Below are 26,930 nucleotides of genomic sequence, written 5' to 3'. Positions count from 1 at the left end.
TTACTACTGTAGCCGTCGCGAGGTAAAAGGGAAAAGGGGAATGTGGTGATTGTGATGGGATTCAAAAAAGAGGCCGCGACCCGGGGAAAACAGGCCGGATAAGCATAGCGCCATCCGGCATCGTCTTTAAACCTCTTCAACGCTCACCTGCATCGCCGCCAGCGCATTACGCGCTGATTTCAATACCTGTTCGCACAGTTCAATGGTTAGCGTGAGCGGTGGCTCGATACGAATTGTTTTCGCATTATTCAGCGTACCAGCGACCAGCACGCGTTGACGGAACATCTCACTGGCAAAACGGTAGCCCGTTTCGTTATCGACAAATTCAATGGCCATCAACATACCTTTGCCGCGCGCATCGTGTACCAGATTGGGATATTCACGCGCAAGTTGTCGAAAACCATCCAGGAGCGTATCGCCTTTTTGTTCCGCCTGGGCCGGGAGGTTTTGCTCCAGCAGGACGTTAATGGTCGCCAGCGCGGCAGCACAAGCCAGCGGATTACCGCCAAAAGTGGTGGTATGCAGGAAGGGGTTGTCGAACAGAACCGAAAACACCTCTTCAGTCGCGATGGTGGCACCAATCGGCATCACGCCGCCGCCAAGGGCTTTCGCCAGACACAGAATATCAGGCTGCACATTTTCGTGCTCGCAGGCAAACATCTTGCCGGTACGCCCCATGCCGGTTTGTACTTCATCCAGAATCATCAGCGCGCCGAATTCATCACAGAGCTTACGTACCTCTGTCAGGTATCCCTGCGGCGGCAGGATCACGCCGCCTTCACCCTGAATAGGCTCCAGAATCACGGCTGCTATCTCGTCGCCCGTTTTTTTGCCTTCGCTAAATGCCATGCTCATCGCGTCGATATTGCCAAACGGCACATGGCGGAAGCCCGGCAGTAAAGGCATAAAGGGTCTGCGGAAGGTGGATTTGGCCGTGGCGGAGAGCGCGCCCAATGATTTGCCGTGAAATGCGCCGCTGGTGGCGATAAAGGTAAACTTGCCGCGCGGCGACTGATACGCTTTTGCCAGTTTTAGCGCCGCTTCGACGGATTCGGTGCCGCTGTTACAGAAAAAGCTGTACTTGAGTTTCCCCGGTGTCAGCGCTGCCAGCGTTTTTGCCAGCATCGCCCGCAAGGGGTCAAGTAACTCCTGGCTGTGGAGAGGTTGTTTTGCGAGTTGATTCTGGACGGCGGATACCACAACAGGATTACGGTGCCCCACGTTAAAGATGCCAAATCCCCCAAGACAGTCGATAAACTCCTGCCCCTGGGTGTCGACAAGCGTATTCAAACTGCCCGCTTGCCACTCTACGGCTCCGTAATCCCCGCCGGCGGTAACAGATTTCCGGTATTCCAGAAATCCTGGATTTACATGCTCTTTAAAGTAGTCAATGACCTCTCGGTTTAGTGCTTTCATTTCCTCATGGTTTAGCGTTCGCTTCTCGATGAGATTCAGTGCGTGCGCGCTACAGGCCAAGGCCGATGCGCTGGAAGGTAACCTGTTCAAAATGAGCTCCAGAGGGCCGTGTATCACATGATACTGAATTAAGTATTGCAGGGATTAGCGGGGGTCTAAGCCCATAGTGAAAATCGGGATAAACACCAGGAGTAATCACATTTACACAACATTTAATGTTATGTGTTAACAATTGGATGCATTTTGAGCAGATCTTGTTTTATGGTTTACGGTGTGTTGCGTTAACGGCGGCGTGAGAAAAAGGTGAGCCAGGGCAGATTTTAAAGAAAAAGGTTGTCCATGCTAAACAATTTCATAATGAAAATAAGGCGCAGGATGAGGTGAAAATCGTACAAATATTAAGGATTAATCGCAAATTGCGATCCAGAGCAATTTTAACAACTAAAGATAAATAGATTAGCGCCGAAATAACATCTGAGCGAAAAATTAACATCCAGATAACCTGCACAGGACGCTATCATGTCTTCTCATCCCTACGTCAGCCAGCTAAATACCCCGCTGGATGATGATACCACTCTGATGTCTACGACCGACCTGGAAAGCTATATCACTCACGCCAATGACACTTTTGTCCAGGTGAGCGGCTATCAGTTAAACGAGTTACTGGCGCAGCCACATAATCTGGTGCGTCATCCGGATATGCCGAAAGCTGCCTTCGCAGATATGTGGTACACCCTAAAACAGGGCGAACCGTGGAGCGGCATTGTGAAAAACCGGCGTAAAAACGGCGACCATTATTGGGTGCGGGCCAACGCGGTACCGATGATACGTGAAGGGCGTGTGACGGGATATATGTCGATCCGTACCCGCGCCACGGATGATGAGATTGCCGCCGCCGAGCCTTTATATCAGGCGCTAAATGAAGGGCGGTGTAGTAAACGTATTCATAAAGGCCTGGTGGTTCGTCAGGGCTTGCTGGGCAAACTGCCCGCTATGCCTGTTCGCTGGCGAGTGCGTAGCATTATGGGGCTAATGGCCGTAATGCTGGCGTTGGCGCTGTTCGGTACGGATGCCTCATGGCAGGCGTTGTTGTTGGGCGCGTTGGCGATGCTGGCAGGTACGGCGCTATTTGAATGGCAAATTGTGCGTCCCATTGAAAATGTGGCGACGCAGGCGCTGAAAGTGGCGACCGGCGAACGCAACAGCGTACAACACCTTAATCGCAGCGATGAGTTGGGGCTGACGCTGAGGGCCGTGGGGCAGCTTGGCTTGATGTGCCGCTGGCTGATCAATGACGTATCAAGTCAGGTTTCCAGCGTCAGAAACGGCAGTGAAAGGCTGGCGAAGGGGAACAATGATCTGAACGAACACACCCGTCAGACCGTGGAGAATGTTCAGGAAACGGTAACGACCATGAACCAGATGGCGGAGTCCGTGAAGCTCAATTCCGAGACGGCTTCCGCTGCGGATAAGCTTTCCATGGCGGCCAGTAGTGCGGCGACTCAGGGAGGTGAGGCGATGGATACGGTGATTAAAACGATGGATGATATCGCTCACAGTACGCAACGTATCGGGACGATCACCACGCTAATTAACGATATCGCTTTTCAGACGAATATCCTGGCGCTGAATGCGGCGGTAGAAGCGGCGAGAGCAGGCGAGCAGGGGAAAGGGTTTGCCGTGGTTGCTGGCGAGGTACGCCATCTTGCCAGCCGCAGCGCTAACGCGGCGAACGATATTCGTAAATTAATTGACGCCAGCGCAACAAAGGTGCAGTCAGGCTCCGAGCAGGTTCACGCCGCAGGCCGTACCATGGATGACATTGTAGCCCAGGTGCAAAATGTCACCCTGCTTATCGCACGGATCAGCCAGTCGACGCAGGAACAGACAGATGGGCTTTCCAGCCTGACTCGCGCCGTGGACGAGTTGAACCGCATAACCCAGAAAAATGCGGCGCTGGTGGAAGAGAGCGCACAAGTCTCCGCGATGGTAAAACACCGTGCCAGCCGGCTGGAGGATGCGGTCACGGTACTGCATTAAGTTTATTTGTAGGTCGCAACGGTAATGACATCCGCCCGGTAGCAACAAGCTTACCGGGCGGATGCGCTCTGATAGAAGGCGGTGCCTGCCATCATAGAGAGTATCAGTGGCCTGTGATGTTAAAAATAATGTGATATTTATTCCTTCTCCCTTGTCTACCTATTAATAGGTATAAGCTCAGTTGATAAATAAGAAATGGTTAACCTTTTAGCGTATTTCTTTCATTATTAGTGCCAATTTATGTCACTTTTGGTTCATCTTTCTGTGAACAATAAAAATTACTTACTAATAATGTTCCGAAATAAAAAGCGATCAATATCATAAAGTTAGTAACATTATTGCCGATAAATCTTCCTGTATGAGGATATGCAATCCCAGGGAGAAAATATGTTTTTGCATAACATTAAAATACGTTCAAAATTATTTATGGCCTTTGGCTTATTCATTGTTCTCATGGTGGTGAGTTCCGCTCTGTCTTTGTTTAGCCTTGATCGGGCTAATACGGGTATGCAGGACATTATTACCAATGATTATCCCACCACGGTAAAAGCCAATCTGTTAATCGATAATTTTAATGATTTCATCATCGCGCAGCAGCTCATGTTACTGGATGAAGAGGGGCGCTGGAGCCAGAGCTCGCAGAAAGAACTCAGTGAGATAAGCCAGCGTATTTCGGCGTTACTGGATGAGCTTTCCAGGGAAAATAGTCACGATGCGGATTCACAGAAAATCATTAATGAGATCCGTGAAGCGCGCCAGCAATATCTGGAGTCCAGATTCCGTATTTTGAAAGATATTCAAAGCAATAATCGTCAGGCGGCCATTCAGGAGATGATGACCAGAACGGTGCAGGTGCAAAAAGTCTATAAGGACAAAGTCCAGGAACTTATCGCTGTTCAGGACGCGCAGATGCATGAAGCGAGCGTGCAGGTCAAAGAGGATTTTAAAAATAATCGGACGCTGTTAATCACTTTGGCGCTGATAAGCATCGCCGCCGGAGGCGTAATGGGATGGTATATTGTGCGTTCTATTACCCGACCGCTTGATGACGCGGTACGCTTTGCCGAGGCGATCGCCGATGGCGATCTGACTCGTCATATCACCACCGACTATAAAGATGAAACAGGCGTACTACTGCAAGCATTAATGGCGATGAAAACGCGTCTGCTGGATATCGTACAGGAAGTGCAAAACGGTTCGGAGAGTATCTCCACGGCGGCGGCGCAAATTGTCGCCGGTAACCAGGATTTGGCGGCGCGTACGGAAGAGCAGGCCAGCTCGGTTGAAGAAACGGCGGCGTCGATGGAACAGATTACCGCCACGGTTAAAAATACGGCTGACCATACCAGTGAAGCGACCAAACTCTCTGCCGGCGCCGCCAGCGTGGTGAAAAACAATGGGGAGATGATGAATCAAGTGACGCAGAAAATGCGCGTCATTAACGATACGGCAAATCGTATGTCAGATATCATCAATATCATTGATTCCATTGCCTTTCAGACCAATATTCTGGCGCTGAACGCGGCGGTTGAAGCGGCGCGCGCGGGCGAACATGGACGTGGTTTTGCCGTTGTCGCCGGAGAGGTTCGCCAGTTGGCGCAAAAGAGCGCCTCGTCAGCCAGTGAAATCCGTAATTTGATTGAAGATTCAACCAGTCAGACTCAGGAAGGGATGCACCTGGTGGAGAAAGCCAGCGCCCTGATTAATGGCATGGTGGATAACGTCGAAGAGATGGATGTGATATTACGTGAGATTGGGCAGGCCAGCCGCGAGCAAACTGACGGCATTTCGCAGATTAACAGCGCGATTGGCCTGATTGACGCCGCCACGCAACAAAACTCCTGCCTTGTGGAAGAGTCTGTTGCCGCCGCGGCGTCGCTGAACGAACAGGCGTTACATTTAAAAGAGCTGGTTAACGTGTTCCGCGTCCGCGAAGAGGACACGCAGCCCGCTTAATCCAGTTCGGCGATTTCCAGCGCCGCGCGATCAATCACGCCGATAATGCGTTTGATTTGCGCGTCGTTGATATCGCTGTGGTTTATCCGCAGATCCAGCACGGCCTTGAAGTTATCCAGCGCCCGCTTCATCTGCGGATTTTTACGTAACTCCATGCCCACACAACGGGCTTTTAGCCGCGCCTGAATATGCGTCAGATGTTCGCGATTTTCATCAAGCCATTGCGCGCCGTTCGCGGTAATCGCGATTTTTTTCCGCCCGCCTTCTTCGTCGCTAATCGTGATAAATTGCTGATCCTGTAAAAAATCCAGCGTAGGGTAGATCACGCCAGCGCTTGGCGTATAGCCGCCCCCCGTCAGGTTTTCTATCGCTTTAATCAGTTCATAGCCGTGGCTGGCGTCCCGGGTCAGGATATCAAGAATGACCAGCCGAAGTTCCCCGTGGCCAAAAAATCGCTGGCGTCGACCACCGCCCTGTCCATGACGACCACAGCCGTGTCCGTGACGGTGTTCGCCGCCGCAACTGGCGTTCTCATGCTGATGCGCGCTATGGCAGCCTTCATGCTGATGTTCGCGATCTTTGCAGCAACCATCGTGCTTATGATCCCGGTTTTTGCAACACCCTTCATGTTGATTTTGCATCATTGCCTCCTGCTTATTTAGATATATCTAATTTATATCTAAATGATGGGTTTTAGCAAGGATAAAAGCGATTGTTGCTATAATCTATTAATTTATAACGTTTTATTCTAAGGTTATAGTTAGCGACTCGTTGCCAGAACACTATCAAAAAACAGTTGCATTTTTACTGATTAACAATCATTATCATTTAAAACTTTAATTTAGATATATCGTATTACTTCACGAAGGCAAAAAATGACGACATCATCCGTACGCTACCCACAACGTGTTCGTAATGAACTGCGTTTTCGCGAGCTGACCGTTCTGCGGGTAGAACGTATTAGCGCAGGATTTCAGCGGATCGTACTTGGCGGCGAGGCGCTGGACGGCTTTACCTCCCTGGGCTTTGACGATCACACGAAAGTTTTTTTCCCTGAGCCAGGCTGTCGCTTTACGCCCCCGACAGTCACTGAGGAAGGCATTATCTGGGGGGAGGGCGTTCGTCCGGTCTCCAGGGATTACACGCCGCTGTATGACGAGGCGCGTCGCGAGCTGGCGCTGGATTTCTTTATCCACGATGGCGGCGTAGCCAGCCGTTGGGCAATGGAAGCCCGTGAAGGCGATACACTGACGATTGGCGGGCCGCGCGGTTCGCTGGTGGTGCCGGAAGATTATGCCTGTCAGGTTTATGTCTGCGATGAGTCCGGTATGCCTGCGCTGCGTCGTCGTCTGGAATCGCTTAGTCGTCTGCCTGCGCGCCCTGCGGTAACCGCGCTGGTGAGCATTCAGGATGCCGCATATCGCGATTATCTCGCCCATTTGACGGATATTACTGTGGAATATGTTGTTGGCGGCAATGAACAGGTAATGCAAACGCGCCTGTCGCAGCTGACAATACCAGAATCGGACTATTTCATCTGGATTACTGGCGAAGGCAAAACGGTAAAACGTTTAAGTCAGTGCTTTGAAAAGGAGTTTGATCCACACCTGGTACGTGCGGCAGCCTATTGGCATCGTAAATAGCGGTATGGGGCGACCCTGTCAGAAACAAAAAAGCCACTCTTTAGAGTGGCTTAATTATATGATTTTAAAGCTAAAATTTGGTGGCCCCTGCTGGACTTGAACCAGCGACCAAGCGATTATGAGTCGCCTGCTCTAACCACTGAGCTAAGGGGCCGTGGCGGTGGATTATAATGTAACTTTACGCTGTAATCCAGCCGTAACCGTGCGGGTGCTGTTTTTATAAACAATGTGTTTTCAACCCGTTATACTTAAAGTACGTTGTATTGCTCAGGAGTAATAATGGTTAAGGACATACTGGCGCCAGGGCTACGGGTGGTTTTTTGCGGCATCAATCCGGGACTCTCCTCGGCGAATACCGGCTTTCCGTTTGCGCATCCCGCGAATCGTTTTTGGAAAGTTATTCATTTGGCCGGTTTCACCGATCGACAGTTGAAACCGGAAGAGGCGGAAAAATTACTGGATTTTCGCTGCGGGGTAACGAAACTCGTCGATCGACCGACGGTACAAGCGACCGAGGTGAAGTTGCATGAATTACGTAGCGGCGGACGCAACCTGATTGAAAAAATAGAGGACTACCAGCCCGCAGCGCTGGCGGTGCTTGGTAAACAGGCTTTTGAACAGGGATTCAGCCAGCGTGGTATCGCCTGGGGTAAACAAAAGATCGCCATTGGCGCGACGATGGTGTGGGTGTTGCCGAATCCCAGCGGCTTAAACCGAATTAAAACGGAAAAACTGGTCGAGGCCTATCGCGAACTGGATCAAGCGCTCATTATGCGTGGGCTATAGCAATGGGGAATGAGGGCGCGAATACTCGCGCTGTGTAGAAATTCTGCAGGCCAAATAGGGCGCTTGCGCATGGCCTGATAAAAAAACGCCGCCTTGCGGCGGCGTTTATACCTGTACGGCGAATTAATCGTCGAGGAAGCTGCGCAGCACTTCAGAACGGCTCGGGTGGCGCAGTTTACGCAGCGCCTTCGCTTCGATCTGACGGATACGTTCGCGGGTAACATCGAACTGTTTACCCACTTCTTCCAGCGTGTGGTCGGTGTTCATATCGATACCGAAACGCATACGCAGCACTTTCGCTTCACGAGCGGTCAGGCCAGCCAAAACGTCGTGAGTGGCGGCGCGCAGGCTCTCGGTAGTGGCAGAGTCCAGCGGCAGCTCGAGGGTGGTATCCTCGATGAAATCACCCAGATGCGAATCTTCATCGTCGCCGATCGGCGTTTCCATGGAGATAGGCTCTTTGGCGATTTTCAGCACTTTGCGGATCTTATCTTCCGGCATCAGCATCCGTTCAGCCAGCTCTTCCGGCGTCGGCTCGCGGCCCATCTCTTGCAGCATCTGGCGAGAAATACGGTTGAGCTTGTTGATGGTCTCAATCATATGCACCGGAATACGGATGGTGCGCGCCTGATCCGCGATAGAGCGGGTGATCGCCTGACGGATCCACCAGGTAGCGTAGGTGGAGAACTTGTAGCCGCGGCGGTATTCAAACTTATCTACCGCTTTCATCAGACCGATGTTGCCTTCCTGAATCAGGTCAAGGAACTGCAAGCCACGGTTGGTGTATTTCTTAGCGATAGAAATAACCAGACGTAAGTTCGCTTCAACCATCTCTTTCTTCGCACGGCGGGCTTTCGCTTCCCCGATGGACATGCGACGGTTGATGTCTTTCACCTGTTCGATGGTCAGACCGGTCTCTTCTTCAATCTGCCGCAGTTTTTGCAGACAGCGTTGCACTTCTTCCGCGACATCGTGCAGTTTTTCCGACCACGGTTTGTTCATCGCGATAGCGGCATTGAACCAGGTTTCGCTGGTTTCGTTACCGGTAAACAGCGTGATAAAGTTTTTCTTCGGCATTTTGCACTGCTCGACGCAGAGCTTCATGATCAAACGTTCCTGAGTACGCACGCGATCCATCATCACGCGCATACTGTTGACCAGATAGTCGAATTGCTTCGGTACCAGACGGAACTGTTTGAACACTTCAGATAGCTTCAGAATCTCTTCCTGCGCGGCAGCATGGCTGCGGCCTTTCGCTTTGATGGTGTCGCGCGTAACGACGTATTGCGCGCGCAGCTCAGCGAATTTTTCGCGTGCCAGTTCAGGGTCAATGCTGTTGTCGTCATCGGCGGCGTCATCGTCGCCGTCTTCTTCATCTTCGTCTTCGTCATCATCCAGGTCTTCCTGGGAGAGTTCAGAACCGACGTGAGTTGCGGTCGGCGCCATCTCTTCTTCCGCGTTCGGATCGACAAAGCCGGTGATAAGATCGGACAAACGAGCCTCTTCAGCCTCAACGCGATCGTACTGTTCCAGCAGATAGGTAATGGCTTCCGGGTATTCGGCAACGGAGCATTGAACCTGGTTGATCCCGTCTTCGATACGTTTAGCGATGTCGATTTCGCCTTCCCGGGTCAACAGTTCAACAGTGCCCATTTCACGCATATACATGCGTACCGGGTCAGTCGTACGACCGATTTCAGACTCAACACTGGACAGAACTTGTGCAGCAGCTTCTTCCGCATCTTCATCGGTGCTGGTGGTATTTTCAGCCAGCAGCAGATCATCGGCATCAGGCGCTTCTTCCATTACCTGAATACCCATGTCGTTGATCATTTGGATGATATCTTCAATTTGATCTGAATCGACGATATCTTCCGGCAGATGGTCATTGACCTCAGCATAGGTCAGATAGCCTTGCTCCTTACCACGGGTGACAAGAAGTTTCAGCTGTGACTGCGGGTTTTGCTCCATAAGACGGTATCCACACTTATTCGTTTGATTGGTGTCGACGGTATAGCTGTCGACATTTAAAGCGAGGGCATACTTATATTTTGGCCGCTGCCTCTCACTGCGGCTGTCGGGGGCTTCCCGATCGATATGCGGCATTTAAGCCGTTAAATTCATTTTCTGGCCAGCTCCTGGTTTAACGTCCAGAGCTCTCGGCGTTCTTCGCTGCTTAAACCGTGAGTGCGATCGCGAGCGATCAGCTCTTCTTGTCGCAGTTGCAGCAGCGAATCAAACATATGGTTGAGTGAGTCGGTAAAGGTCTTTTCGGCAATCACCTTATCTGCTATATCGTCCCACATCGATAATTTTTCAAGGGTCGCAGCATCATTTGTGCCACGGTAGAGTTCCAGAAGTTGTCCGGTAGTAAGACCTGGCTGAGCCAAACAAGTTTTGACCAATTCTTTAAATAAGCCAAGCCCAGGCAGCTTATTCTCATCCAGCGCGTCTAAGGGCGGCACTAACGGCGCGAGATCCGGATTTTGCACCAGTAATCCTATCAGTATACGCATGGTCGTGCGTTTTAGCTGCGGAGCCGGGCGGGAAACGCCGCTTTCCGCCTGTTTTGGCACTAAACGATCAAGCTGACTATCATCGAAAATGCCTAACTTCAGCCCCAACGTCTGGCGCAACTGAATACGGTGTGCGTCGCCAGGCACCTGATTAATGAGCGGCAGCGCCAGTGCGGCTAACTGCGTGCTGCCATCCGGCGAGCTTAAATCCACCTGCGGCAGGAGGCTATTAAACAGAAACGTAGAGAGCGGCTGCGCCTGCTCCATCCGCGCTTCAAAAGCCGCCTTGCCTTCTTTACGCACCAGCGTATCCGGGTCTTCGCCGTCAGGTAAAAACATAAAGCGTACCTGCCGACCATCGGTCATATAAGGCATTGCTGTTTCCAGCGCTCTCCAGGCGGCATCACGGCCAGCCCGGTCGCCGTCGTAACAGCAAATTACGTTGTTCGTCGCCCGGAATAACATATGCATATGGTCTGCCGTGGTTGAGGTACCCAGCGAAGCAACCGCATAGTTAATGTCGTATTGCGCTAGTGCGACGACATCCATATAACCTTCGACCACAAGCAAGCGTTGCGGTTCAGCACTATATTGCTGAGCCTCATAAAGACCATATAGCTGGCGGCCTTTATGGAAAATGTCCGTTTCCGGAGAGTTAAGGTATTTCGGCGTGTCGTTCCCCAGAACTCGACCGCCAAAACCAATCACCCTGCCGCGTTTGTCCCGGATAGGGAACATGACCCGATTACGGAAACGATCGTAAGTGCTGCCCTGCTCGTTATTGACCAGCATTCCGGCATCCAGCAACAATGCCTTGTTATCGCTGTTATTACCGAAGCGCTTTAACGCGTTATCCCAACCAGGCGGCGCGAAGCCAATGGCGAAACGCTGAATAATTTCAGCGCTCAGACCGCGCTTTTGCAGATAGTCACGCGCAGGTTTTGCCGCAGGATGGGTTAGCGACTGCTGATAAAAGTCATTCAGACCATTCATCAACTGATAGAGGTTTTGCCGTTGATGGCGCTCTATCTGGCTAAGCCCGGTGCCTGCTTCATAGGGAATTTCCAGGTTATGCATGGCCGCTAATTCTTCGACGGTTTCGACAAATTCGAGCTTGTCGTAATTCATCAAAAAGTCGATCGCATTGCCATGCGCGCCGCATCCAAAGCAGTGATAAAACTGTTTTTCACCGTTTACGGTGAAAGAAGGGGTTTTCTCATTATGGAATGGACAACACGCGTGATAGTTCTTGCCCTGTTTCTTGAGTTTTACGCGCACGTCGATCAGATCGACGATATCGGTTCTCGCCAGCAGGTCATTAATGAATACGCGTGGGATTCGTCCAGCCATATGCCCCTTTTATACACGTCATTCTTCAGGCTGCCGCAGTATTGACTACGTTCGCTCACCCCTGTCGCTGACTTGCGTAAGCGCCGGGGACTTGCTCTCTTGCCGCCTGGACGCAGCATGAATGATTTTGTGTATATGCTAATGCATAAACGAAAACAAGCCGCGCATTCCTTTCGGAAGCACGGCCTTACAACTACAACTCGATCTGAATTGAGAGCAGCCCGCTCTCAAAAGATTAGTACAGACGAGTACGGCGTGCGTTTTCGCGAGCCAGTTTCTTCGCGTGACGTTTCACTGCAGAAGCTTTAGCGCGCTTACGTTCGGTCGTCGGTTTTTCATAGAACTCACGACGACGAACTTCCGCCAGAACACCTGCTTTTTCGCAGGAACGCTTGAAGCGACGCAGAGCTACGTCGAACGGCTCGTTTTCACGTACTTTAATTACCGGCATGTGCCTCTCACCTTTGATTAATTCGGTTTGCCGCTGGCATCAACGCCAGCTTATTTCAAAATGGTGCGGAATTTTACTGCAATTGCTGCTGCTTTGTAAAGCACCGCGGCCTTTTTTGAACGGGACTTTTATAAGGTGAGGGAGTATACACGAAGTCGGGACTGAGGGTATACATCCACCCGCATTCGACCTACACTGCGCGGTATTAGAGCGAGGTAAAACAAGTCATGCGTGTACTGGGTATTGAAACATCCTGCGATGAAACCGGCATCGCTATTTACGACGACAAAAAAGGTCTGTTAGCCAACCAATTGTATAGTCAGGTGAAATTACATGCTGACTACGGCGGCGTAGTGCCTGAACTGGCTTCCCGCGATCATGTGCGTAAAACCGTGCCGCTGATTCAGGCGGCATTAAAAGAAGCCGGTTTGACGGCGAGCGATATCGACGCGGTGGCCTATACCGCAGGCCCGGGCCTGGTCGGCGCGCTGCTGGTCGGCGCAACCGTCGGGCGTTCGCTGGCATTTGCCTGGAATGTGCCGGCCATTCCTGTACACCATATGGAAGGTCATCTGCTGGCGCCGATGCTGGAAGATAACCCTCCGGATTTCCCGTTTGTGGCGCTACTGGTCTCCGGCGGACATACGCAGCTCATTAGCGTGACCGGAATCGGTCAGTACGAACTGCTGGGAGAGTCGATTGACGATGCCGCCGGTGAAGCGTTTGATAAAACCGCCAAATTGTTGGGGCTGGATTATCCTGGCGGCCCGATGTTGTCGAAAATGGCGTCGCAGGGGACGGCGGGGCGTTTTGTCTTTCCGCGCCCGATGACCGATCGCCCGGGGCTGGATTTTAGTTTTTCCGGTCTGAAAACCTTTGCCGCTAACACCATTCGTAGTAATGGCGACGACGAACAAACTCGCGCTGATATCGCGCGCGCTTTTGAAGATGCGGTCGTGGATACGCTGATGATCAAGTGCAAGCGCGCGCTGGAAAGCACCGGTTTTAAGCGTCTGGTCATGGCGGGCGGCGTCAGCGCTAACCGCACGCTGCGCGCGAAGCTTGCCGAAATGATGCAAAAACGCCGCGGCGAAGTGTTCTATGCGCGCCCGGAGTTTTGTACTGACAACGGGGCGATGATCGCCTATGCCGGAATGGTGCGGTTTAAGGCGGGCGTTACGGCGGATCTTGGCGTAACGGTACGTCCGCGCTGGCCGCTGGCCGAGCTGCCGGCGGCGTAAAAGCGGAAAAAGGGGGGCGACATCATGCCGCCCCAACGGGTTTACAGTAAAACGACGGGCATCCACAACAGCCCGGTGACGATCAGCAGCTCCAGGAAAATCAGGCCGAAAATCGCGCCTAACCACGCCAATGGTGGAAGAGTGACGCGCGGCGGATTCGATATGTACGCCTATCACCGAGCTATTTATCCGGCGATGCGCAGGCACGGCATAGCGTAAAAAACTACTCCGAATCTTTCTGGCGTTTCTTTTTCAGCTTCGTCCAGATTTTCGTCTCCTGGCGACGCCACAGACGCTGGATGTTGTCATGATGGCGCAGCAAAATGAGACATGACAGCATCGATACCGGGAAGGTGAACTGCGGTTTAAACCACCAGACGTAAAACGGCGCAATCAAGGCGCTGACAATCGCCCCTAACGATGAATAACCGCTTAACAGGACCGTCAGCAGCCAGGTGCCAGCCATAACGCCGGTTAAATCCCAGCCGATAGGCGCAATGGCACCAAACGCGGTTGCTACGCCTTTCCCGCCTTTAAAGCCAAAAAAGACCGGCCAGATATGCCCCAGACAGGCGGCGATAGCGATAAGCCCCAGCCAGAAAGGGGTAACGCCTAACGCATACGCGCCCCAGACGGGCAACATGCCTTTAAGGATGTCAAAAATAAGTACCGCGACAGCCGCTCCCTTGCCACCGATTCGTAATACGTTCGTCGCGCCCGGGTTGCCGGAACCGCTTTCTCGCGGATCGGGCAGCCCGGCGATGCGGCAAACCAGAATGGCACTGGAAATTGAGCCGCAGAGGTACGCGAAGAGGATCATTCCAGGCGCGATTGCACTCATAAGCTGTTCCGTATTGAAAGTGTCGTTTTATTTACTATTTCTGTGGATAATACGCACATTTCGCCGGAAGTGGTATCCGGGTTAGCCAAAAAGCAGGCAGGTCGTGATGGATATTGTATTTATAGAGCAACTTTCGGTAATCACCACTATCGGTGTTTACGACTGGGAACAGACTATCGAGCAAAAACTGGTGTTCGATATCGAAATGGCGTGGGATAACCGTAAGTCGGCGAAAAGCGATGATGTCGCAGATTGTCTAAGTTACGCGGATATCGCCGACACGGTGATAAATCATGTCGAAGGCGGGCGTTTTGCTCTGGTCGAGCGCGTGGCGGAAGAGGTGGCGGATCTGCTGCTTAGTCGATTTAATTCTCCGTGGGTTCGCATCAAACTGAGCAAGCCTGGCGCCGTCGCGCGCGCGGCGAACGTAGGGGTAATTATTGAGCGTGGCAATAATCTGAAATAAAAATAAATAATTTTATATTTTTTAAACCAAACGGTTATATATGGGGTCTTAACGCGAGATCCATTTTTGCAGTGTTTTTCATTTTAGGGGTTTATTGATGAGCGATATGCACTCGCTGCTGATAGCGGCAATTTTGGGTGTGGTCGAAGGATTGACGGAGTTTTTGCCGGTATCCAGCACGGGCCATATGATTATTGTGGGTCATCTGCTGGGGTTTGAAGGCGATACGGCCAAGACATTCGAAGTGGTGATTCAACTTGGATCTATTCTGGCGGTCGTGGTGATGTTCTGGCGGCGGTTGTTTGGTCTCATCGGTATTCACTTTGGCCGCCCGCTACAGCGTGAAGGTGAAAGTAAAGGTCGATTAACGTTGATTCACATCCTGCTGGGCATGATTCCGGCGGTGGTGCTGGGGTTAGTCTTTCATGACACGATCAAGTCGCTATTTAACCCGATTAACGTGATGTACGCGCTGGTGGTAGGCGGTCTGTTGCTGATTGCCGCCGAGTGCCTGAAGCCGAAAGAACCGCGCGCGCCGGGGCTGGATGATATGACGTATCGTCAGGCTTTTATGATTGGCTGTTTCCAGTGTCTGGCGCTGTGGCCGGGCTTCTCGCGTTCCGGAGCGACCATTTCCGGTGGGATGCTGATGGGCGTCAGCCGTTACGCCGCCTCTGAGTTCTCGTTCTTACTGGCTGTGCCGATGATGATGGGCGCAACGGTTCTGGATCTCTACAAAAGTTGGTCATTCCTGACCGCAGCGGATATTCCAATGTTCGCGGTGGGCTTTGTGACGGCGTTTGTGGTGGCGCTGATCGCCATCAAGACCTTCCTGCAACTGATTAAGCGTATCTCGTTTATTCCGTTTGCGATTTACCGCTTTGTGGTGGCGGCTGCCGTTTACGTTGTCTTCTTCTGATGATTGACCTGCCGGATGGCGGCGTACCGCCTTGTCCGGCCTAACTGTTTTGTCGGTCTGATAAGCGCAGCGCCATCAGGCAATTTATCGTGCCGGATGGCGTTTAGCTGGCGGGGTTCGGGCAGCGCTTCTCTTTCCAGTTGGCGACCGCTGCAATTCGTCGCTTGGTCAGCTCCTCGCGAATCTCAATGCCCTTAAATCCGGCCTCCACCACCTTTTTCGTCGGTACCGCCTGCGCCACCTGCCAGGCTTCGCGCAGCCAGCGCCCCTGCGGGTAATCCGACGCTTCAAATCCGGTACGTCCACGGACATCGGCTTCGCTGGTCAGCGCAATCTGCTCGACGCGCTGCGGTTTACGCCATGCATCAATGGCGTCAAACAGCTTAACGATCGTTTTCGGCTGGAGTATCGGAAAGGTGTGGATCAGATCGTGGTACTCGGCGACCAGTTTAGCTAAATCACGCAGGTCATTGGGGACGCGCAAACGCTGGCATAACTGTTCGACCAGTTTCACGCCCGCCGGGCCGTGGCCATGATGGCGCGGCCAGAGGTTTTTCGGCGTTAAGCCTTTGCCCAGATCATGACAAAGCGTGGCGAAACGGACATCAAGCTGCGGACTGAGCATGGCGGCCATCGACAGCGTCATCAGCGTATGAACTCCGGTATCAATTTCCGGATGCCACTTTGCCGGCGCGGGTACGCCAAACAGGGCGTCGATTTCCGGAAACAGGACGCGCAGGGCGCCGCAGTCGCGCAATACCTGGAAGTAAACCTGCGGATTGCGGGTGGTAAGCGCATTTTCCGTCTCTTTCCATACCCGTTCCGGCGTCAGATGTTCCAGCTCGCCTGCCGCGGTCATGTCGCGCATTAGCGCCAGTGTTTCATCGGCGATACGGAAACTCAGATGAGCGTAACGGGCGGCAAAACGCGCCACGCGCAATACGCGCAAGGGATCTTCGCCAAACGCGGGAGAGACATGGCGCAGTAGACGCGCCTCCAGATCCCGGCGCCCGTGGTAAGGGTCGATAATCTGGCCGTCATCGTCGCGCGCCAGAGCATTAATGGTCAGATCGCGACGCTGGAGATCGGCTTCCAGGGTAACGTCCGGCGCGGCATAACAGGTGAAGCCCGTGTAGCCGGAACCGGATTTACGCTCAGTACGCGCCAGCGCGTATTCTTCGTGAGTTTGCGGATGGAGAAACACAGGAAAATCACGGCCTACCTGCTGGTAGCCCGCATCAAGCATCTCCTGCGGCGTGGCGCCGACAACGACCCAATCTTTATCTTTAACCGGTAGCCCTAACAACGCATCCCGAACCGCACCACCGACCAGATAAATCTTCACGCCACTTTCCTTTTAAAAACGATCATCCTCTAATGATAAGACAGTGCCGCAGAGAAGGCGATTTAGTTCATCCAGCGGTCTTTGCGTTTACGGCTTGGGATCATATGCGGCAGCACCAGCCCTAACAGCAAGCCAATACCCAATACGCCGCCGCCATACATAAACCACTGCATAATAATGGTGCGCTGTTTGTCATCCAGCTGCAGATTCGCGGCGCTAACTTTTTTCTGCGCGACAATCAGCTCGTTTTTCAGCTTCTGGTTCTCTTCTTTTAGCCCGTTGATGACGCTGTCGCTTTGCGCCACTTTCTGCTGCATATCGGCGGTGCGCTGATTCCACGTGGTATCAATATTGTTGAGTTTATCGGTCAACGTTTTGACCTGATTTTCCAGATCCGGCACGCGGGTACGCAGGCTTGGCGTGGTATTCAGTTCTTTTAACGGTATCCAGGCAGTACGACCAGAACTGTCTTTGATTTGACCATAGTTGGCATCGCTCTGTAAGAGCGTGACTTCCTCGCCGGCGTTGACGGTACCCACAAGGCGATAATTATCTCCCGGACCGCTGCGGACCCAGGTATTCAGTTCATCAGAAACGTAACGCGTCTCTTCAGCATGAGAGACGGCGGTGGCGCTAAGCGCAAGTAAAGTTAGTCCAATCAGGCGTAATTTTGGCATCAGGCTGTCGTTATTGTCAGAGAAAGTGGAACGATAGTAACGGCATCAGTGTCGCTACGCAAAGTAGTCGACATCAATCGGAATCATCTGTGTCGCCTTTGCCGCTACGTCAAACTTTTACGCCCGTCAAATTGCTCGTTGCATGGCAATTTGGCGCAAAATACTATCTACTGACAAAAATAATGCGGGTAAGTTCGCCAAGAATCTTCCCAGATGTGACATAACCCATAAGTACAAGGCCATGGCTCAGGAAATCGAATTAAAGTTTATCGTCAATCACGACGCCGTAGATGCGCTGCGAAATCATCTTCATACGCTCGGCGGCGAGCATCATGCGCCCAGCCAGTTACTGAATATCTACTTCGAAACGCCTGATAACTGGCTACGCCGCCATGATATGGGGCTGCGTATTCGTGGTGAAAATGGGCGCTATGAAATGACCATGAAAATTGCCGGCCGGGTAACGGGCGGGCTGCACCAGCGACCCGAATACAATGTCGCGCTAAGCGAACCCGTGCTGGATCTGACGCAACTTCCGGCGGAGGTCTGGCTGGATGGCAACCTGCCCGCCGGCCTGGCATCAAGCGTACAGCCGCTGTTCAGTACCGATTTTTACCGGGAAAAATGGTGTCTGGACGTTGACGGCAGCAGGATTGAAATTGCGCTCGATCTCGGCGACGTAAAAGCGGGCGAGTTTGCCGAACCGATTTGTGAGCTGGAGCTTGAGTTGCTTCGCGGCGATACGCGCGCCGTGTTAAAACTGGCGAAGCAACTGCTGTCGCAAACCGGTTTGCGTCAGGGCAGTCTGAGTAAGGCGGCGCGAGGTTATCACCTGGCGCAGGGGAATGCGCCGCGAGAGAATACACCAACGGCAATTCTGCGGACTGCCGCGAAAGCCACGGTAGAGCAAGGGCTGGAGGCCTCGCTGGATCTGGCGTTGTCACAGTGGCAGTACCATGAAGAGCTCTGGCTGCGCGGCGACGAGTCGGCGAAAGAACACGTGCTGGATGCTATGGGGTTGGTGCGCCATGCCTTAATGCTCTTTGGTGGCATTGTTCCGCGTAAAGCGAGCGCTCACTTACGTGATCTACTTACCCAGGCGGAAGCGACGATGACATCCGCGGTGTCCGCCGTCACAGCCGTTTATAGTACGCAAACGGCGATGGCGAAACTGGCATTGACGGAATGGCTGGTGACGAAAGCCTGGCAGCCATTTCTGGACGCGAAGGCGCAGGCCAAAATGGCCGATTCTTTTAAGCGTTTCGCCGACATTCATCTTTCTCGTCATGCTGCTGAATTAAAGAAGGTTTTTGGACAACCGCTGGGTGATAAGTATCGCGACCAGTTGCCGCGTTTGACTCGCGATATCGACAGCGTTTTACTGCTGGCCGGGTATTATGATGCGATGGTCGCGCAGGCATGGCTGGAGAACTGGCAGGGATTGCGTCACGCCATTATTACCGGACAACGTATTGAAATTGAACATTTCCGTAATGAGGCCATTAACCAGCAGCCGTTCTGGTTGCACAGCGGAAAACGATAATCAGAACCGTAGAAAGCGCCTGATGACGCTGCGCTTATCAGGCTTACGGTATGCGGACTTGTAGGCCGGGTCAGGCGAAATGCCGCCATCCGGCATTATTTAAAGGATATCCCCTAAATGACGCCGCTCTCTTCACCCTTATCGCAGTACTGGCAGACCGTTGTTGAGCGCCTACCAGAAGGATTTACTGAGACATCGCTTAGCGTGCAGGCGAAGTCAGTACTTACATTTAGCGATTTTGCGCTGGATAGCGTGATAGCGCATCCGGAGTGGCTTGCCGAACTGGAATCCGCATCGCCGCAGGCTGATGAATGGCGACATTATGCTGGCTGGTTACAGGAGGCGTTGGCAGGTGTCTGTGACGACGCCTCGCTGATGCGTGAACTGAGGCTTTTTCGTCGTCGCATCATGGTACGCATCGCCTGGGCGCAGACGCTGTCGCTGGTGGACGATGAGACTATTTTACAACAGTTGAGCCATCTGGCGGAGACGCTCATTGTGGGGGCGCGCGACTGGCTGTATGCCGCCTGTTGCCGCGAATGGGGAACCCCCTGTAACCCGCAGGGCGTTCCGCAGCCGCTGCTGATTTTAGGCATGGGCAAGCTGGGCGGCGGCGAACTGAATTTTTCGTCTGATATCGATCTGATTTTCGCCTGGCCGGAACATGGCGAGACCCGGGGCGGACGCCGTGAACTCGATAACGCCCAGTTTTTTACGCGTCTCGGGCAGCGGCTGATCAAAGCGCTGGATCAGCCCACAATGGATGGTTTTGTCTATCGGGTGGACATGCGCCTGCGACCGTTTGGCGACAGCGGCCCGCTGGTCCTGAGTTTTGCCGCGCTGGAGGATTACTATCAGGAACAAGGACGCGACTGGGAACGCTACGCTATGGTGAAAGCGCGGCTAATGGGCGATAACGACGACGCCTGGTCTCGTGAATTACGCGCCATGCTGCGACCTTTCGTTTTCCGCCGCTATATCGATTTCAGCGTCATCCAGTCGCTACGTAATATGAAAGGGATGATCGCCCGCGAAGTGCGACGCCGCGGTTTGAAAGACAACATTAAACTTGGCGCGGGCGGTATTCGTGAAATTGAGTTTATCGTGCAGGTATTCCAGCTCATCCGCGGCGGACGCGAGCCGTCGCTACAGTCGCGTTCGTTACTGCCGACGTTGGATGCTATCGCTGCGCTGCATTTGCTGCCTGAGAATGACGTGGCGCAACTGCGCGTGGCCTATCTTTTTCTACGTCGTCTGGAGAATCTGCTGCAAAGCATCAATGACGAACAGACGCAAACGTTGCCTGCCGACGATCTGAATCGGACGCGGCTGGCCTGGGGAATGAAGGCGGAGAACTGGCCGCAGCTTGTTGGCAAGCTGACGGATCATATGGCTAATGTACGCCGCGTATTCAACGAATTAATTGGCGATGATGAAGCCGATACCCCGCAGGAGGAAGAACGTTCAGAGCCGTGGCGTGAAGTATGGCAGGATGCGCTACAGGAGGATGATTCGACGCCAGTGCTGGCGCATTTAGCCGATGAGGATCGGCGACAGGTTCTGACCCTCATCGCTGACTTCCGTAAGGAACTGGATAAACGCCCTATCGGCCCGCGCGGGCGGCAGGTGCTGGACCAACTGATGCCGCACCTGCTTGCTGATGTCTGTTCCCGCGAAGACGCCGCTGTTACGCTATCGCGGATAACGCCGTTGCTGGCGGGGATTGTCACTCGCACCACCTATCTGGAGCTGCTGAGCGAATTTCCCGGCGCGCTGAAACACCTGATTATGCTCTGCGCCGCTTCGCCAATGATAGCGAGCCAACTGGCGCGTTATCCGTTGTTGCTTGATGAACTGCTCGACCCCGGCACGCTTTATCAGCCGACGGCTACAGACGCTTATCGCGACGAATTACGCCAATATTTGCTGCGCGTGCCGGAAGAAGACGAAGAACAACAACTGGAGGCATTACGCCAGTTTAAACAGGCACAGCTTTTGCGGATTGCGGCGGCGGATATTGCCGGTACGCTGCCGGTGATGAAAGTGAGCGATCACCTCACATGGCTGGCGGAGGCGATGATTGATGCTGTGGTGCAGCAGGCGTGGACGCAAATGGTTGCGCGTTATGGTCAGCCAGCGCATCTGGACGAGCGCCAGGGGCGGGGGTTTGCGGTTGTCGGTTATGGCAAGTTGGGCGGATGGGAGCTGGGCTACAGTTCCGATCTGGATCTCATCTTCCTGCATGACTGTCCGATGGACGTCATGACCAACGGCGAACGCGAAATCGACGGGCGGCAGTTTTATCTGCGCCTGGCGCAGCGCATTATGCATCTGTTCAGTACGCGCACCTCCTCCGGCATTTTGTATGAGGTAGATGCGCGTCTACGCCCCTCTGGCGCGGCGGGAATGCTGGTGACTTCAGCGGACGCGTTTGCCGATTATCAGCAGCATGAAGCCTGGACCTGGGAACATCAGGCGTTGGTACGCGCTCGCGTGGTATATGGCGACCCGCAGCTTACCTCACAGTTTGATGCGGTACGCCGCACTATCATGACGACGGCGCGCGACGGCAAGACATTGCAGACTGAAGTGCGTGAAATGCGCGAGAAAATGCGGGCGCATCTCGGCAATAAGCATCGCGATCGTTTTGATATTAAAGCTGATGAAGGCGGTATTACGGATATTGAGTTTATCGCGCAATATCTGGTACTGCGCTACGCTCATGAAAAACCTAAATTAACGCGCTGGTCTGATAACGTGCGCATCCTGGAGCTTCTGGCGCAAAACGGCATTATGGATGATCACGAGGCGCAGGCGCTGACGGTAGCCTACACCACACTGCGTGATGAACTGCACCACCTGGCGTTGCAGGAGCTTCCCGGTCATGTGGCGCAGACGTGTTTTAGCAAAGAGCGCGCGCTGGTGCAGGCAAGCTGGCGGAAGTGGCTGGTAGCCGTTTGAATTATGCTATTATCGCGCGCAAATTTTGAATCTCTCAGGAGACAGGAATGAAAGTAAATCTGCCAGCGTTTGAACGTGCAGGCGTCATGGTTGTGGGTGATGTAATGCTGGATCGCTATTGGTATGGCCCCACTTGCCGTATTTCACCGGAAGCGCCGGTGCCCGTGGTTAAGGTAAATACCGTTGAGGAACGTCCGGGCGGCGCGGCGAACGTGGCGATGAACATTGCGTCTCTGGGAGCGAACGCCCGTCTGGTCGGCCTGACGGGTATTGATGACGCCGCGCGCGCGCTGAGCAAAACGTTGGCGGAGGTCAATGTGAAGTGCGACTTCGTTTCTGTGCCGACGCATCCGACGATTACCAAACTGCGCGTACTATCACGTAATCAGCAGCTCATTCGTCTTGATTTTGAAGAAGGCTTTGAGGGCGTGGACCCGCAGCCGTTGCATGAGCGTATCAACCAGGCGCTGGGATCGATCGGCGCGCTGGTATTGTCCGATTATGCCAAAGGCGCTCTGACCAGCGTGCAGACTATGATTTCCCTGGCGCGCCAGGCGGGCGTGCCGGTGCTCATCGATCCGAAAGGAACGGATTTTGAACGTTACCGCGGCGCCACGCTGCTGACGCCAAACCTTTCTGAATTCGAGGCGGTCGCGGGGAAATGTAAAAGCGAAGACGAACTGGTTGAACGTGGTATGAAGCTCATTGCCGATTACGACCTTTCCGCGCTGTTGGTCACGCGTTCCGAACAGGGAATGACGCTGCTGCAACCGAATAAAGCGCCGCTACATATGCCGACGCAGGCGCAGGAAGTTTATGATGTTACCGGTGCGGGCGATACGGTGATCGGCGTGCTGGCGGCGACGCTGGCGGCGGGAAATACCCTGGAAGAGGCGTGTTATTTCGCCAATGCGGCGGCGGGCGTAGTGGTAGGTAAACTCGGGACGTCAACGGTTTCCCCTATTGAGCTGGAAAACGCAGTGCGCGGACGCGCGGATACCGGCTTCGGCGTCATGACCGAAGAGGAGTTGAGACAGGCCGTCGCCAGCGCGCGTAAGCGTGGCGAGAAAGTGGTCATGACCAACGGCGTTTTCGATATTCTGCACGCGGGCCACGTCTCTTATCTGGCGAACGCGCGCAAACTGGGCGACCGCCTGATTGTTGCGGTCAATAGTGACGCCTCGACTAAACGTCTGAAAGGCGACAGCCGTCCGGTTAATCCGCTCGAACAGCGTATGATTGTGCTGGGCGCGCTGGAGTCGGTCGACTGGGTTGTCTCTTTTGAAGAGGATACGCCGCAACGACTGATTGCCGGTATTCTGCCGGATCTGCTGGTAAAAGGCGGCGACTATAAGCCGGAAGAGATCGCGGGCAGCGAAGAGGTCTGGGCCAACGGCGGCGAAGTCATGGTGCTGAACTTCGAAGATGGTTGTTCCACGACCAATATCATCAAAAAGATCCAGACCGAGAGCGAGAAGTAAAACCGCGTCATCAGGCGTTACAGACGCTGCAGGCGCTGATTTTGAAGGCGCGTCGGACATTTTGTTTCGACGCGTATCTCGCGGTTGACGCTGCTTTTTTTTCGACCTAAAGTAAAGGAATAAGGGTGAGAGGGGATCTCTCCCCCCTCTGATTGGCTGTTAGTAAGCTGCGAAACTTATCAGTAACAGAACAATCAGTATGATGACCTGGTGCATCATAACCCTTTCCTTATTAAAGCCCCTTCCTCGGGAGGGGCTTTCCCGTTTCAGCCCCTTGCTGACATCGCGATTGTTGGTGAGTGGCCTGTCTGGCGCAAGGGCTTTCTCCCGCCGATTTTGCGTTACTGGATCGCCCACGCAAAATGGCCTGCTGGTCATAACGCTTTGTACAGACAAGGTGGAAAAAAGATAAAAAAATCCCCGGTCTTATGACCAGGGACAGGAGATATGGCGGGGGGTTATTGCTCTTTTATCGTTGCTTCGCGATTAATCTCATCCGTTGCCGATGAAACCAACGGCGTGGTCAGCGCCTTTAGCGAGCCGCCAGCGATGCCAATCTCGTTTAACAGCGAATCGATCAGCGGCGCCTGGGTACGATAGGTGAGCGCGGCAGATAAGGCTTGTTCCGCCAGGTTTCCCCCGTTAGCGCCGCCAGCGGCGACGTCGCCCGCCGTCGCGCCGCGATTGAGGCCATCGACCTGAATAATCTTAATGCCGTCGATGGATCTCATCGGTTCAACAGACTTCTCAATAACAGCAGGCAACGATTGTAAGAGCGCTAGTTTAAATTTGAGGCTGGTTTGTTCGTCAGATAGTACGTTGATAGCGTCATTCAGCGCCCGTTGCGCTTCGGCTTCCGCCAGACCTTTTTTACGCGTTGCTTCCGCCAGTTCGATGATGGCGGCGGCTTGCAATTCTGCCGCTTCTTTCTCTGCTTTTGCCCGAACGGTCAGTTCGACCGCTTTGGTTTCCGCATCCTGCGCCGCGGCGATCAGAGCGACCTGCTTGGCGCGATCCGCTTCGGCGGTCTGGCGGGTGGTTTCTACGTTTTGCTGGGCGCGAACCGCATCGGCCAGCGCGTCGTTGGCGCGCGCTTCCGCCTGTGATTGCTGCTCGGATTTGGCGGCAATGGCGATAGATTTCGTCTGGTTGGCGATTTCTGTCACCTGTTGCTGTTCGATCTCTTTAATACGTACTTCACGCTCGGACTCAACTTTCCTGGACCGTACTGCTTGCTCACGTTCGATCTCCGTCTCCTGGATCTGCCGCTCAGCAAGAATGCGCGTCTGTTCTGCTTCACGATGGCGCTCGGCCTCAAAAGCGGCAATTTTGGCGTTTTGTTCGGCGGTGCGGGTTTTAACCTGTTGCTCCTGCTCCAGAGTCATAAAGGCTTCTTGTTGCTCGATTTCCAGCTTGCGTTCAAGCGCGTCGCGGTTCTTTTCGCGCACCGCCACTTCCACATCCTGTTCCACTTCATTACGTTCACGACGGCGGCGTTCGGTTTCCTGCGTCAGTTTCGTCAGACCTTCGGCATCAAAGGCATTGTTTGGGTTGAAATGCTCTTTGGACGTTTGGTTAAAGTTGGTTAATGAGACGCTTTCCAGTTCCAGGCCGTTTTTCGACAAATCTTCCGCAACGGTGTTTTGTACGCCCTGAACGAAGTTTTCACGCGTGTCCTGTAGCTCATGCATCGTCATCTGGGCTGCTGTGGCGCGTAAGGCGTCAACGAATTTATCCTCAACCAGCATACGCAGATCTTCCGGCGACAGAGTTCGCTGACCAAGCGTTTGTGCGGCGGTGGCAATACCTTCAACAGAGGGTTTTACACGCACGAAGAAAGCAACGACCACGTCAACGCGCATACGATCTTTGGTGATCAGGCTGTCGACGGTAGCACGGCTGACCTCAAGTTTTAGGGTATTCATATTGATCGGAATAATTTCGTGAAAGATTGGCATCACAATAGCGCCGCCGCTCATCACCACTTTTTGCCCGCCAAGCCCGGTACGGACAAACGCCTGTTCCGCAGATGCGCGGCGATAGAGGCGAGCAAAAATGATCCCGATAATTAGTAAGACGATAACCGCAACGATGGCGGTAAACATCCATGATGGCAATATGCCAAAAACATCATCCATTATGTAAGTTCCTCTCAATTAAACATAGAAGGTACGCTCAGCCAAATAACGCGTTGCGGAAAGTCGGCAGACAATCAGCACCTTGTCTCCTTTTTTAAATTCTTTTCCCGTTTCGGGTTCCAGCAGTAAATAGTGAATCTGGCCGAACTTATCGGTAAATTTTCCTTCGCAAGGTGTACCGGCGACGGCGGCGTGGCCGGTAATAATCGCCATGCCGCCGATAAATTCCTCTTCCCTGAGGGCGGAGCTTTCATCTCTGGGTAGCCAGGGCGCGAGGATTTTTCCGCTGTAATGCACGGCAAAGACCGACAGGACAATGCTCAACGGGACCAGCAGCAGATTGCTGAGCGGCGCTTGCCAGAGCATGATCCCGCCATGCTGGATGAGGATACCGAAGAGGCCGAAATAACCGGCCAATAGACAGAGGACGACCAGGGCGGGAACGCGTCCAATATTCAGATAATGAAGCGCCTGGCCCGTAGGGCCAGATGACAGGGCGTCATAATGATCGAGATGGGCGTCGAGCGCGCCTGAAAGAAAGTGGCCAAAAATCAGAGAAATCATCTCCAGCACGCCGATAAAGAAAACGAACGCGATGGCAAACAGATAGGGGCTGTTATACTCCGCAAATAAGGTCATATTTTCTATCCTTGTCGCCGCCTTCAGAAGGGTGTTCGCGTGATAATTTTCATGCTTGTTATTTCATTGCGTTACAATATCATGTGACCCATATCTCCTTAAGTCCGAAAAGCGATTTATCCGTCGTTATCTTTGGTGAATATTGTGATTTTGCGCATTAAATTTGCGCACGTTATGTATAAAACCGCCGTACATATAGGGAAATACTGAAATCAGAAAAAGCATATAGCCTTAACAGAATTCAATAACTGGAGGGTATGCTGATGAACAACAATAACGTCTATTCATTAAATAATTTCGATTTTCTGGCGCGCAGTTTTGCCAGAATGCAGGCGGAGGGGCGTCCTGTTGATATCCAGGCGGTAACCGGCAATATGGACGAGGAGCACCGCGACTGGTTTTGCAAGCGTTACGCGCTTTACTGCCAGCAGGCGACTCAGGCGAAAAGGTTAGAATTAGAACACTAATGCAGGCTCCCTTTACAGGTGCAGGGCATTATTCAGATCTTATATGAGCGGGCC

Annotated in this window: 22 protein-coding genes, 1 tRNA gene and 1 pseudogene; 11 read left to right on the top strand and 13 right to left on the bottom strand. The window is 53.1% G+C overall.

Annotation, left to right across the window (positions count from 1 at the left end; genetic code table 11):
* Positions 1 to 126: 126 nt before the first annotated feature.
* The gene (gene ygjG / locus NA624_RS10930) at positions 127 to 1,506 is read right to left on the bottom strand and encodes a putrescine aminotransferase (RefSeq protein WP_001520281.1); all 1,380 of its coding nucleotides are present in this window, start codon (positions 1,504 to 1,506) and stop codon (positions 127 to 129) included.
* A 429-nt stretch (positions 1,507 to 1,935) separates the two neighbouring features.
* Here ygjG and NA624_RS10925 point away from each other — a divergent pair, with 429 nt between their 5' ends.
* Both NA624_RS10925 and NA624_RS10920 read left to right on the top strand, forming a co-directional pair.
* Positions 1,936 to 3,456, top strand: a complete 1,521-nt coding sequence (locus tag NA624_RS10925; protein WP_000094637.1) for a methyl-accepting chemotaxis protein — start codon at positions 1,936 to 1,938, stop codon at positions 3,454 to 3,456.
* 387 nt (positions 3,457 to 3,843) lie between these two features.
* On the top strand, positions 3,844 to 5,412 hold the full coding sequence (locus NA624_RS10920; RefSeq protein WP_000478462.1) for a methyl-accepting chemotaxis protein: 1,569 nt from the start codon (positions 3,844 to 3,846) through the stop codon (positions 5,410 to 5,412).
* Here the strand turns inward: NA624_RS10920 and NA624_RS10915 are convergent.
* Complete coding sequence (locus tag NA624_RS10915; protein ID WP_000983434.1) at positions 5,409 to 6,056, bottom strand: PadR family transcriptional regulator; 648 nt, start codon at positions 6,054 to 6,056, stop codon at positions 5,409 to 5,411. The two genes, NA624_RS10920 and NA624_RS10915, sit on opposite strands and share 4 nt — an antisense overlap.
* Positions 6,057 to 6,287: 231 nt before the next feature.
* Between NA624_RS10915 and NA624_RS10910 the strand changes: the two genes are divergently transcribed.
* Positions 6,288 to 7,055, top strand: coding sequence for a siderophore-interacting protein (locus tag NA624_RS10910; RefSeq protein WP_000213763.1), 768 nt, complete (start codon positions 6,288 to 6,290; stop codon positions 7,053 to 7,055).
* Between the two features lie 78 nt (positions 7,056 to 7,133).
* Here the strand turns inward: NA624_RS10910 and NA624_RS10905 are convergent.
* Positions 7,134 to 7,209, bottom strand: a tRNA-Ile gene (locus NA624_RS10905).
* Positions 7,210 to 7,334: 125 nt separating this feature from the next.
* Between NA624_RS10905 and mug the strand changes: the two genes are divergently transcribed.
* A complete protein-coding gene (gene mug, locus NA624_RS10900) occupies positions 7,335 to 7,841 on the top strand; it encodes a G/U mismatch-specific DNA glycosylase (protein ID WP_000237776.1) in 507 nt (168 codons plus the stop codon).
* Positions 7,842 to 7,964: 123 nt separating this feature from the next.
* On the opposite strand, the gene rpoD is transcribed toward mug, so the two are convergent.
* From rpoD to rpsU, 3 genes are all read right to left on the bottom strand, one after another.
* A complete protein-coding gene (gene rpoD / locus NA624_RS10895) occupies positions 7,965 to 9,947 on the bottom strand; it encodes an RNA polymerase sigma factor RpoD (RefSeq protein ID WP_001120159.1) in 1,983 nt (660 codons plus the stop codon).
* Between the two features lie 14 nt (positions 9,948 to 9,961).
* On the bottom strand, positions 9,962 to 11,707 hold the full coding sequence (gene dnaG / locus NA624_RS10890) for a DNA primase (protein ID WP_000918863.1): 1,746 nt from the start codon (positions 11,705 to 11,707) through the stop codon (positions 9,962 to 9,964).
* Between the two features lie 235 nt (positions 11,708 to 11,942).
* On the bottom strand, positions 11,943 to 12,158 hold the full coding sequence (gene rpsU / locus NA624_RS10885) for a 30S ribosomal protein S21 (protein ID WP_001144069.1): 216 nt from the start codon (positions 12,156 to 12,158) through the stop codon (positions 11,943 to 11,945).
* Between the two features lie 227 nt (positions 12,159 to 12,385).
* On the opposite strand from rpsU, the gene tsaD reads away from it, so the two are divergent.
* Positions 12,386 to 13,399, top strand: a complete 1,014-nt coding sequence (gene tsaD / locus NA624_RS10880) for a tRNA (adenosine(37)-N6)-threonylcarbamoyltransferase complex transferase subunit TsaD (protein ID WP_001264389.1) — start codon at positions 12,386 to 12,388, stop codon at positions 13,397 to 13,399.
* Positions 13,400 to 13,622: 223 nt separating this feature from the next.
* Here tsaD and plsY read toward each other — a convergent pair whose 3' ends face one another.
* Positions 13,623 to 14,240 (bottom strand): glycerol-3-phosphate 1-O-acyltransferase PlsY, encoded by a 618-nt coding sequence (plsY, locus tag NA624_RS10875; RefSeq protein ID WP_001272785.1) that lies wholly within the window; start codon positions 14,238 to 14,240, stop codon positions 13,623 to 13,625.
* Positions 14,241 to 14,346: 106 nt separating this feature from the next.
* Between plsY and folB the strand changes: the two genes are divergently transcribed.
* Together folB and bacA are read left to right on the top strand one after the other, a co-directional pair.
* Complete coding sequence (folB, locus tag NA624_RS10870) at positions 14,347 to 14,706, top strand: bifunctional dihydroneopterin aldolase/7,8-dihydroneopterin epimerase (RefSeq protein WP_000355776.1); 360 nt, start codon at positions 14,347 to 14,349, stop codon at positions 14,704 to 14,706.
* Positions 14,707 to 14,803: 97 nt separating this feature from the next.
* Positions 14,804 to 15,625, top strand: coding sequence for an undecaprenyl-diphosphate phosphatase (gene bacA, locus NA624_RS10865; RefSeq protein ID WP_001281933.1), 822 nt, complete (start codon positions 14,804 to 14,806; stop codon positions 15,623 to 15,625).
* Here the strand turns inward: bacA and NA624_RS10860 are convergent.
* From NA624_RS10860 to NA624_RS10850, 3 genes and pseudogenes are all read right to left on the bottom strand, one after another.
* Positions 15,624 to 15,708: pseudogene (locus tag NA624_RS10860) on the bottom strand (hypothetical protein); the annotation flags it as partial. The gene bacA and the pseudogene NA624_RS10860 sit on opposite strands and share 2 nt — an antisense overlap.
* Positions 15,709 to 15,728: 20 nt before the next feature.
* Positions 15,729 to 16,970, bottom strand: a complete 1,242-nt coding sequence (locus NA624_RS10855; protein ID WP_000708446.1) for a multifunctional CCA addition/repair protein — start codon at positions 16,968 to 16,970, stop codon at positions 15,729 to 15,731.
* 62 nt (positions 16,971 to 17,032) lie between these two features.
* Positions 17,033 to 17,647 carry a TIGR04211 family SH3 domain-containing protein gene (locus tag NA624_RS10850; protein ID WP_001125344.1) on the bottom strand — a complete coding sequence of 205 codons (615 nt, stop codon included), beginning with the start codon at positions 17,645 to 17,647 and terminating at the stop codon, positions 17,033 to 17,035.
* A 241-nt stretch (positions 17,648 to 17,888) separates the two neighbouring features.
* Between NA624_RS10850 and NA624_RS10845 the strand changes: the two genes are divergently transcribed.
* The 3 genes from NA624_RS10845 to hldE all read left to right on the top strand — a co-directional run bounded on the left by NA624_RS10845 (position 17,889) and on the right by hldE (position 23,632).
* Positions 17,889 to 19,190, top strand: a complete 1,302-nt coding sequence (locus tag NA624_RS10845) for a CYTH domain-containing protein (RefSeq protein WP_000046208.1) — start codon at positions 17,889 to 17,891, stop codon at positions 19,188 to 19,190.
* 117 nt (positions 19,191 to 19,307) lie between these two features.
* A complete protein-coding gene (gene glnE / locus NA624_RS10840) occupies positions 19,308 to 22,151 on the top strand; it encodes a bifunctional [glutamate--ammonia ligase]-adenylyl-L-tyrosine phosphorylase/[glutamate--ammonia-ligase] adenylyltransferase (protein WP_000188318.1) in 2,844 nt (947 codons plus the stop codon).
* Positions 22,152 to 22,198: 47 nt separating this feature from the next.
* Entirely contained in the window at positions 22,199 to 23,632 is a 1,434-nt protein-coding gene (hldE, locus tag NA624_RS10835; protein WP_000867680.1) for a bifunctional D-glycero-beta-D-manno-heptose-7-phosphate kinase/D-glycero-beta-D-manno-heptose 1-phosphate adenylyltransferase HldE, read from the top strand.
* 159 nt (positions 23,633 to 23,791) lie between these two features.
* On the opposite strand, the gene NA624_RS10830 is transcribed toward hldE, so the two are convergent.
* The 3 genes from NA624_RS10830 to NA624_RS10820 all read right to left on the bottom strand — a co-directional run bounded on the left by NA624_RS10830 (position 23,792) and on the right by NA624_RS10820 (position 26,409).
* Positions 23,792 to 23,851: a type I toxin-antitoxin system Ibs family toxin gene (locus tag NA624_RS10830; protein ID WP_001804776.1), complete on the bottom strand. Its 60-nt coding sequence runs from the start codon at positions 23,849 to 23,851 to the stop codon at positions 23,792 to 23,794.
* 239 nt (positions 23,852 to 24,090) lie between these two features.
* Positions 24,091 to 25,770, bottom strand: coding sequence for a flotillin family protein (locus NA624_RS10825; RefSeq protein WP_000342886.1), 1,680 nt, complete (start codon positions 25,768 to 25,770; stop codon positions 24,091 to 24,093).
* Positions 25,771 to 25,788: 18 nt separating this feature from the next.
* Positions 25,789 to 26,409: an OB-fold-containig protein gene (locus NA624_RS10820; RefSeq protein WP_000171743.1), complete on the bottom strand. Its 621-nt coding sequence runs from the start codon at positions 26,407 to 26,409 to the stop codon at positions 25,789 to 25,791.
* A gap of 257 nt (positions 26,410 to 26,666) precedes the next feature.
* On the opposite strand from NA624_RS10820, the gene glgS reads away from it, so the two are divergent.
* On the top strand, positions 26,667 to 26,876 hold the full coding sequence (gene glgS, locus NA624_RS10815) for a cell surface composition regulator GlgS (RefSeq protein WP_000928927.1): 210 nt from the start codon (positions 26,667 to 26,669) through the stop codon (positions 26,874 to 26,876).
* Positions 26,877 to 26,930 lie beyond the last annotated feature (54 nt).

Source organism: Salmonella sp. NW38 (genome assembly GCF_051807745.1).
GTDB classification, from domain to species: domain Bacteria; phylum Pseudomonadota; class Gammaproteobacteria; order Enterobacterales; family Enterobacteriaceae; genus Salmonella; species Salmonella enterica.
Note: the sequence above shows the minus strand (reverse complement) of the source record. Positions and strands in the feature narration are given on the sequence as shown.

What these genes read in the sequence shown, in the direction of transcription:
- hldE (WP_000867680.1), top strand. Translation starts at nt 22,199, where the DNA reads ATGAAAGTAAATCTGCCAGCGTTTGAACGTGCAGGCGTCATGGTTGTG.
- NA624_RS10825 (WP_000342886.1), bottom strand. Translation starts at nt 25,770, where the DNA reads ATGGATGATGTTTTTGGCATATTGCCATCATGGATGTTTACCGCCATC.
- mug (WP_000237776.1), top strand. Translation starts at nt 7,335, where the DNA reads ATGGTTAAGGACATACTGGCGCCAGGGCTACGGGTGGTTTTTTGCGGC.
- NA624_RS10920 (WP_000478462.1), top strand. Translation starts at nt 3,844, where the DNA reads ATGTTTTTGCATAACATTAAAATACGTTCAAAATTATTTATGGCCTTT.
- NA624_RS10820 (WP_000171743.1), bottom strand. Translation starts at nt 26,409, where the DNA reads ATGACCTTATTTGCGGAGTATAACAGCCCCTATCTGTTTGCCATCGCG.
- NA624_RS10845 (WP_000046208.1), top strand. Translation starts at nt 17,889, where the DNA reads ATGGCTCAGGAAATCGAATTAAAGTTTATCGTCAATCACGACGCCGTA.
- rpoD (WP_001120159.1), bottom strand. Translation starts at nt 9,947, where the DNA reads ATGCCGCATATCGATCGGGAAGCCCCCGACAGCCGCAGTGAGAGGCAG.
- NA624_RS10915 (WP_000983434.1), bottom strand. Translation starts at nt 6,056, where the DNA reads ATGATGCAAAATCAACATGAAGGGTGTTGCAAAAACCGGGATCATAAG.
- NA624_RS10925 (WP_000094637.1), top strand. Translation starts at nt 1,936, where the DNA reads ATGTCTTCTCATCCCTACGTCAGCCAGCTAAATACCCCGCTGGATGAT.
- NA624_RS10910 (WP_000213763.1), top strand. Translation starts at nt 6,288, where the DNA reads ATGACGACATCATCCGTACGCTACCCACAACGTGTTCGTAATGAACTG.
- plsY (WP_001272785.1), bottom strand. Translation starts at nt 14,240, where the DNA reads ATGAGTGCAATCGCGCCTGGAATGATCCTCTTCGCGTACCTCTGCGGC.
- dnaG (WP_000918863.1), bottom strand. Translation starts at nt 11,707, where the DNA reads ATGGCTGGACGAATCCCACGCGTATTCATTAATGACCTGCTGGCGAGA.
- rpsU (WP_001144069.1), bottom strand. Translation starts at nt 12,158, where the DNA reads ATGCCGGTAATTAAAGTACGTGAAAACGAGCCGTTCGACGTAGCTCTG.
- glnE (WP_000188318.1), top strand. Translation starts at nt 19,308, where the DNA reads ATGACGCCGCTCTCTTCACCCTTATCGCAGTACTGGCAGACCGTTGTT.
- tsaD (WP_001264389.1), top strand. Translation starts at nt 12,386, where the DNA reads ATGCGTGTACTGGGTATTGAAACATCCTGCGATGAAACCGGCATCGCT.
- NA624_RS10850 (WP_001125344.1), bottom strand. Translation starts at nt 17,647, where the DNA reads ATGCCAAAATTACGCCTGATTGGACTAACTTTACTTGCGCTTAGCGCC.
- glgS (WP_000928927.1), top strand. Translation starts at nt 26,667, where the DNA reads ATGCTGATGAACAACAATAACGTCTATTCATTAAATAATTTCGATTTT.
- folB (WP_000355776.1), top strand. Translation starts at nt 14,347, where the DNA reads ATGGATATTGTATTTATAGAGCAACTTTCGGTAATCACCACTATCGGT.
- bacA (WP_001281933.1), top strand. Translation starts at nt 14,804, where the DNA reads ATGAGCGATATGCACTCGCTGCTGATAGCGGCAATTTTGGGTGTGGTC.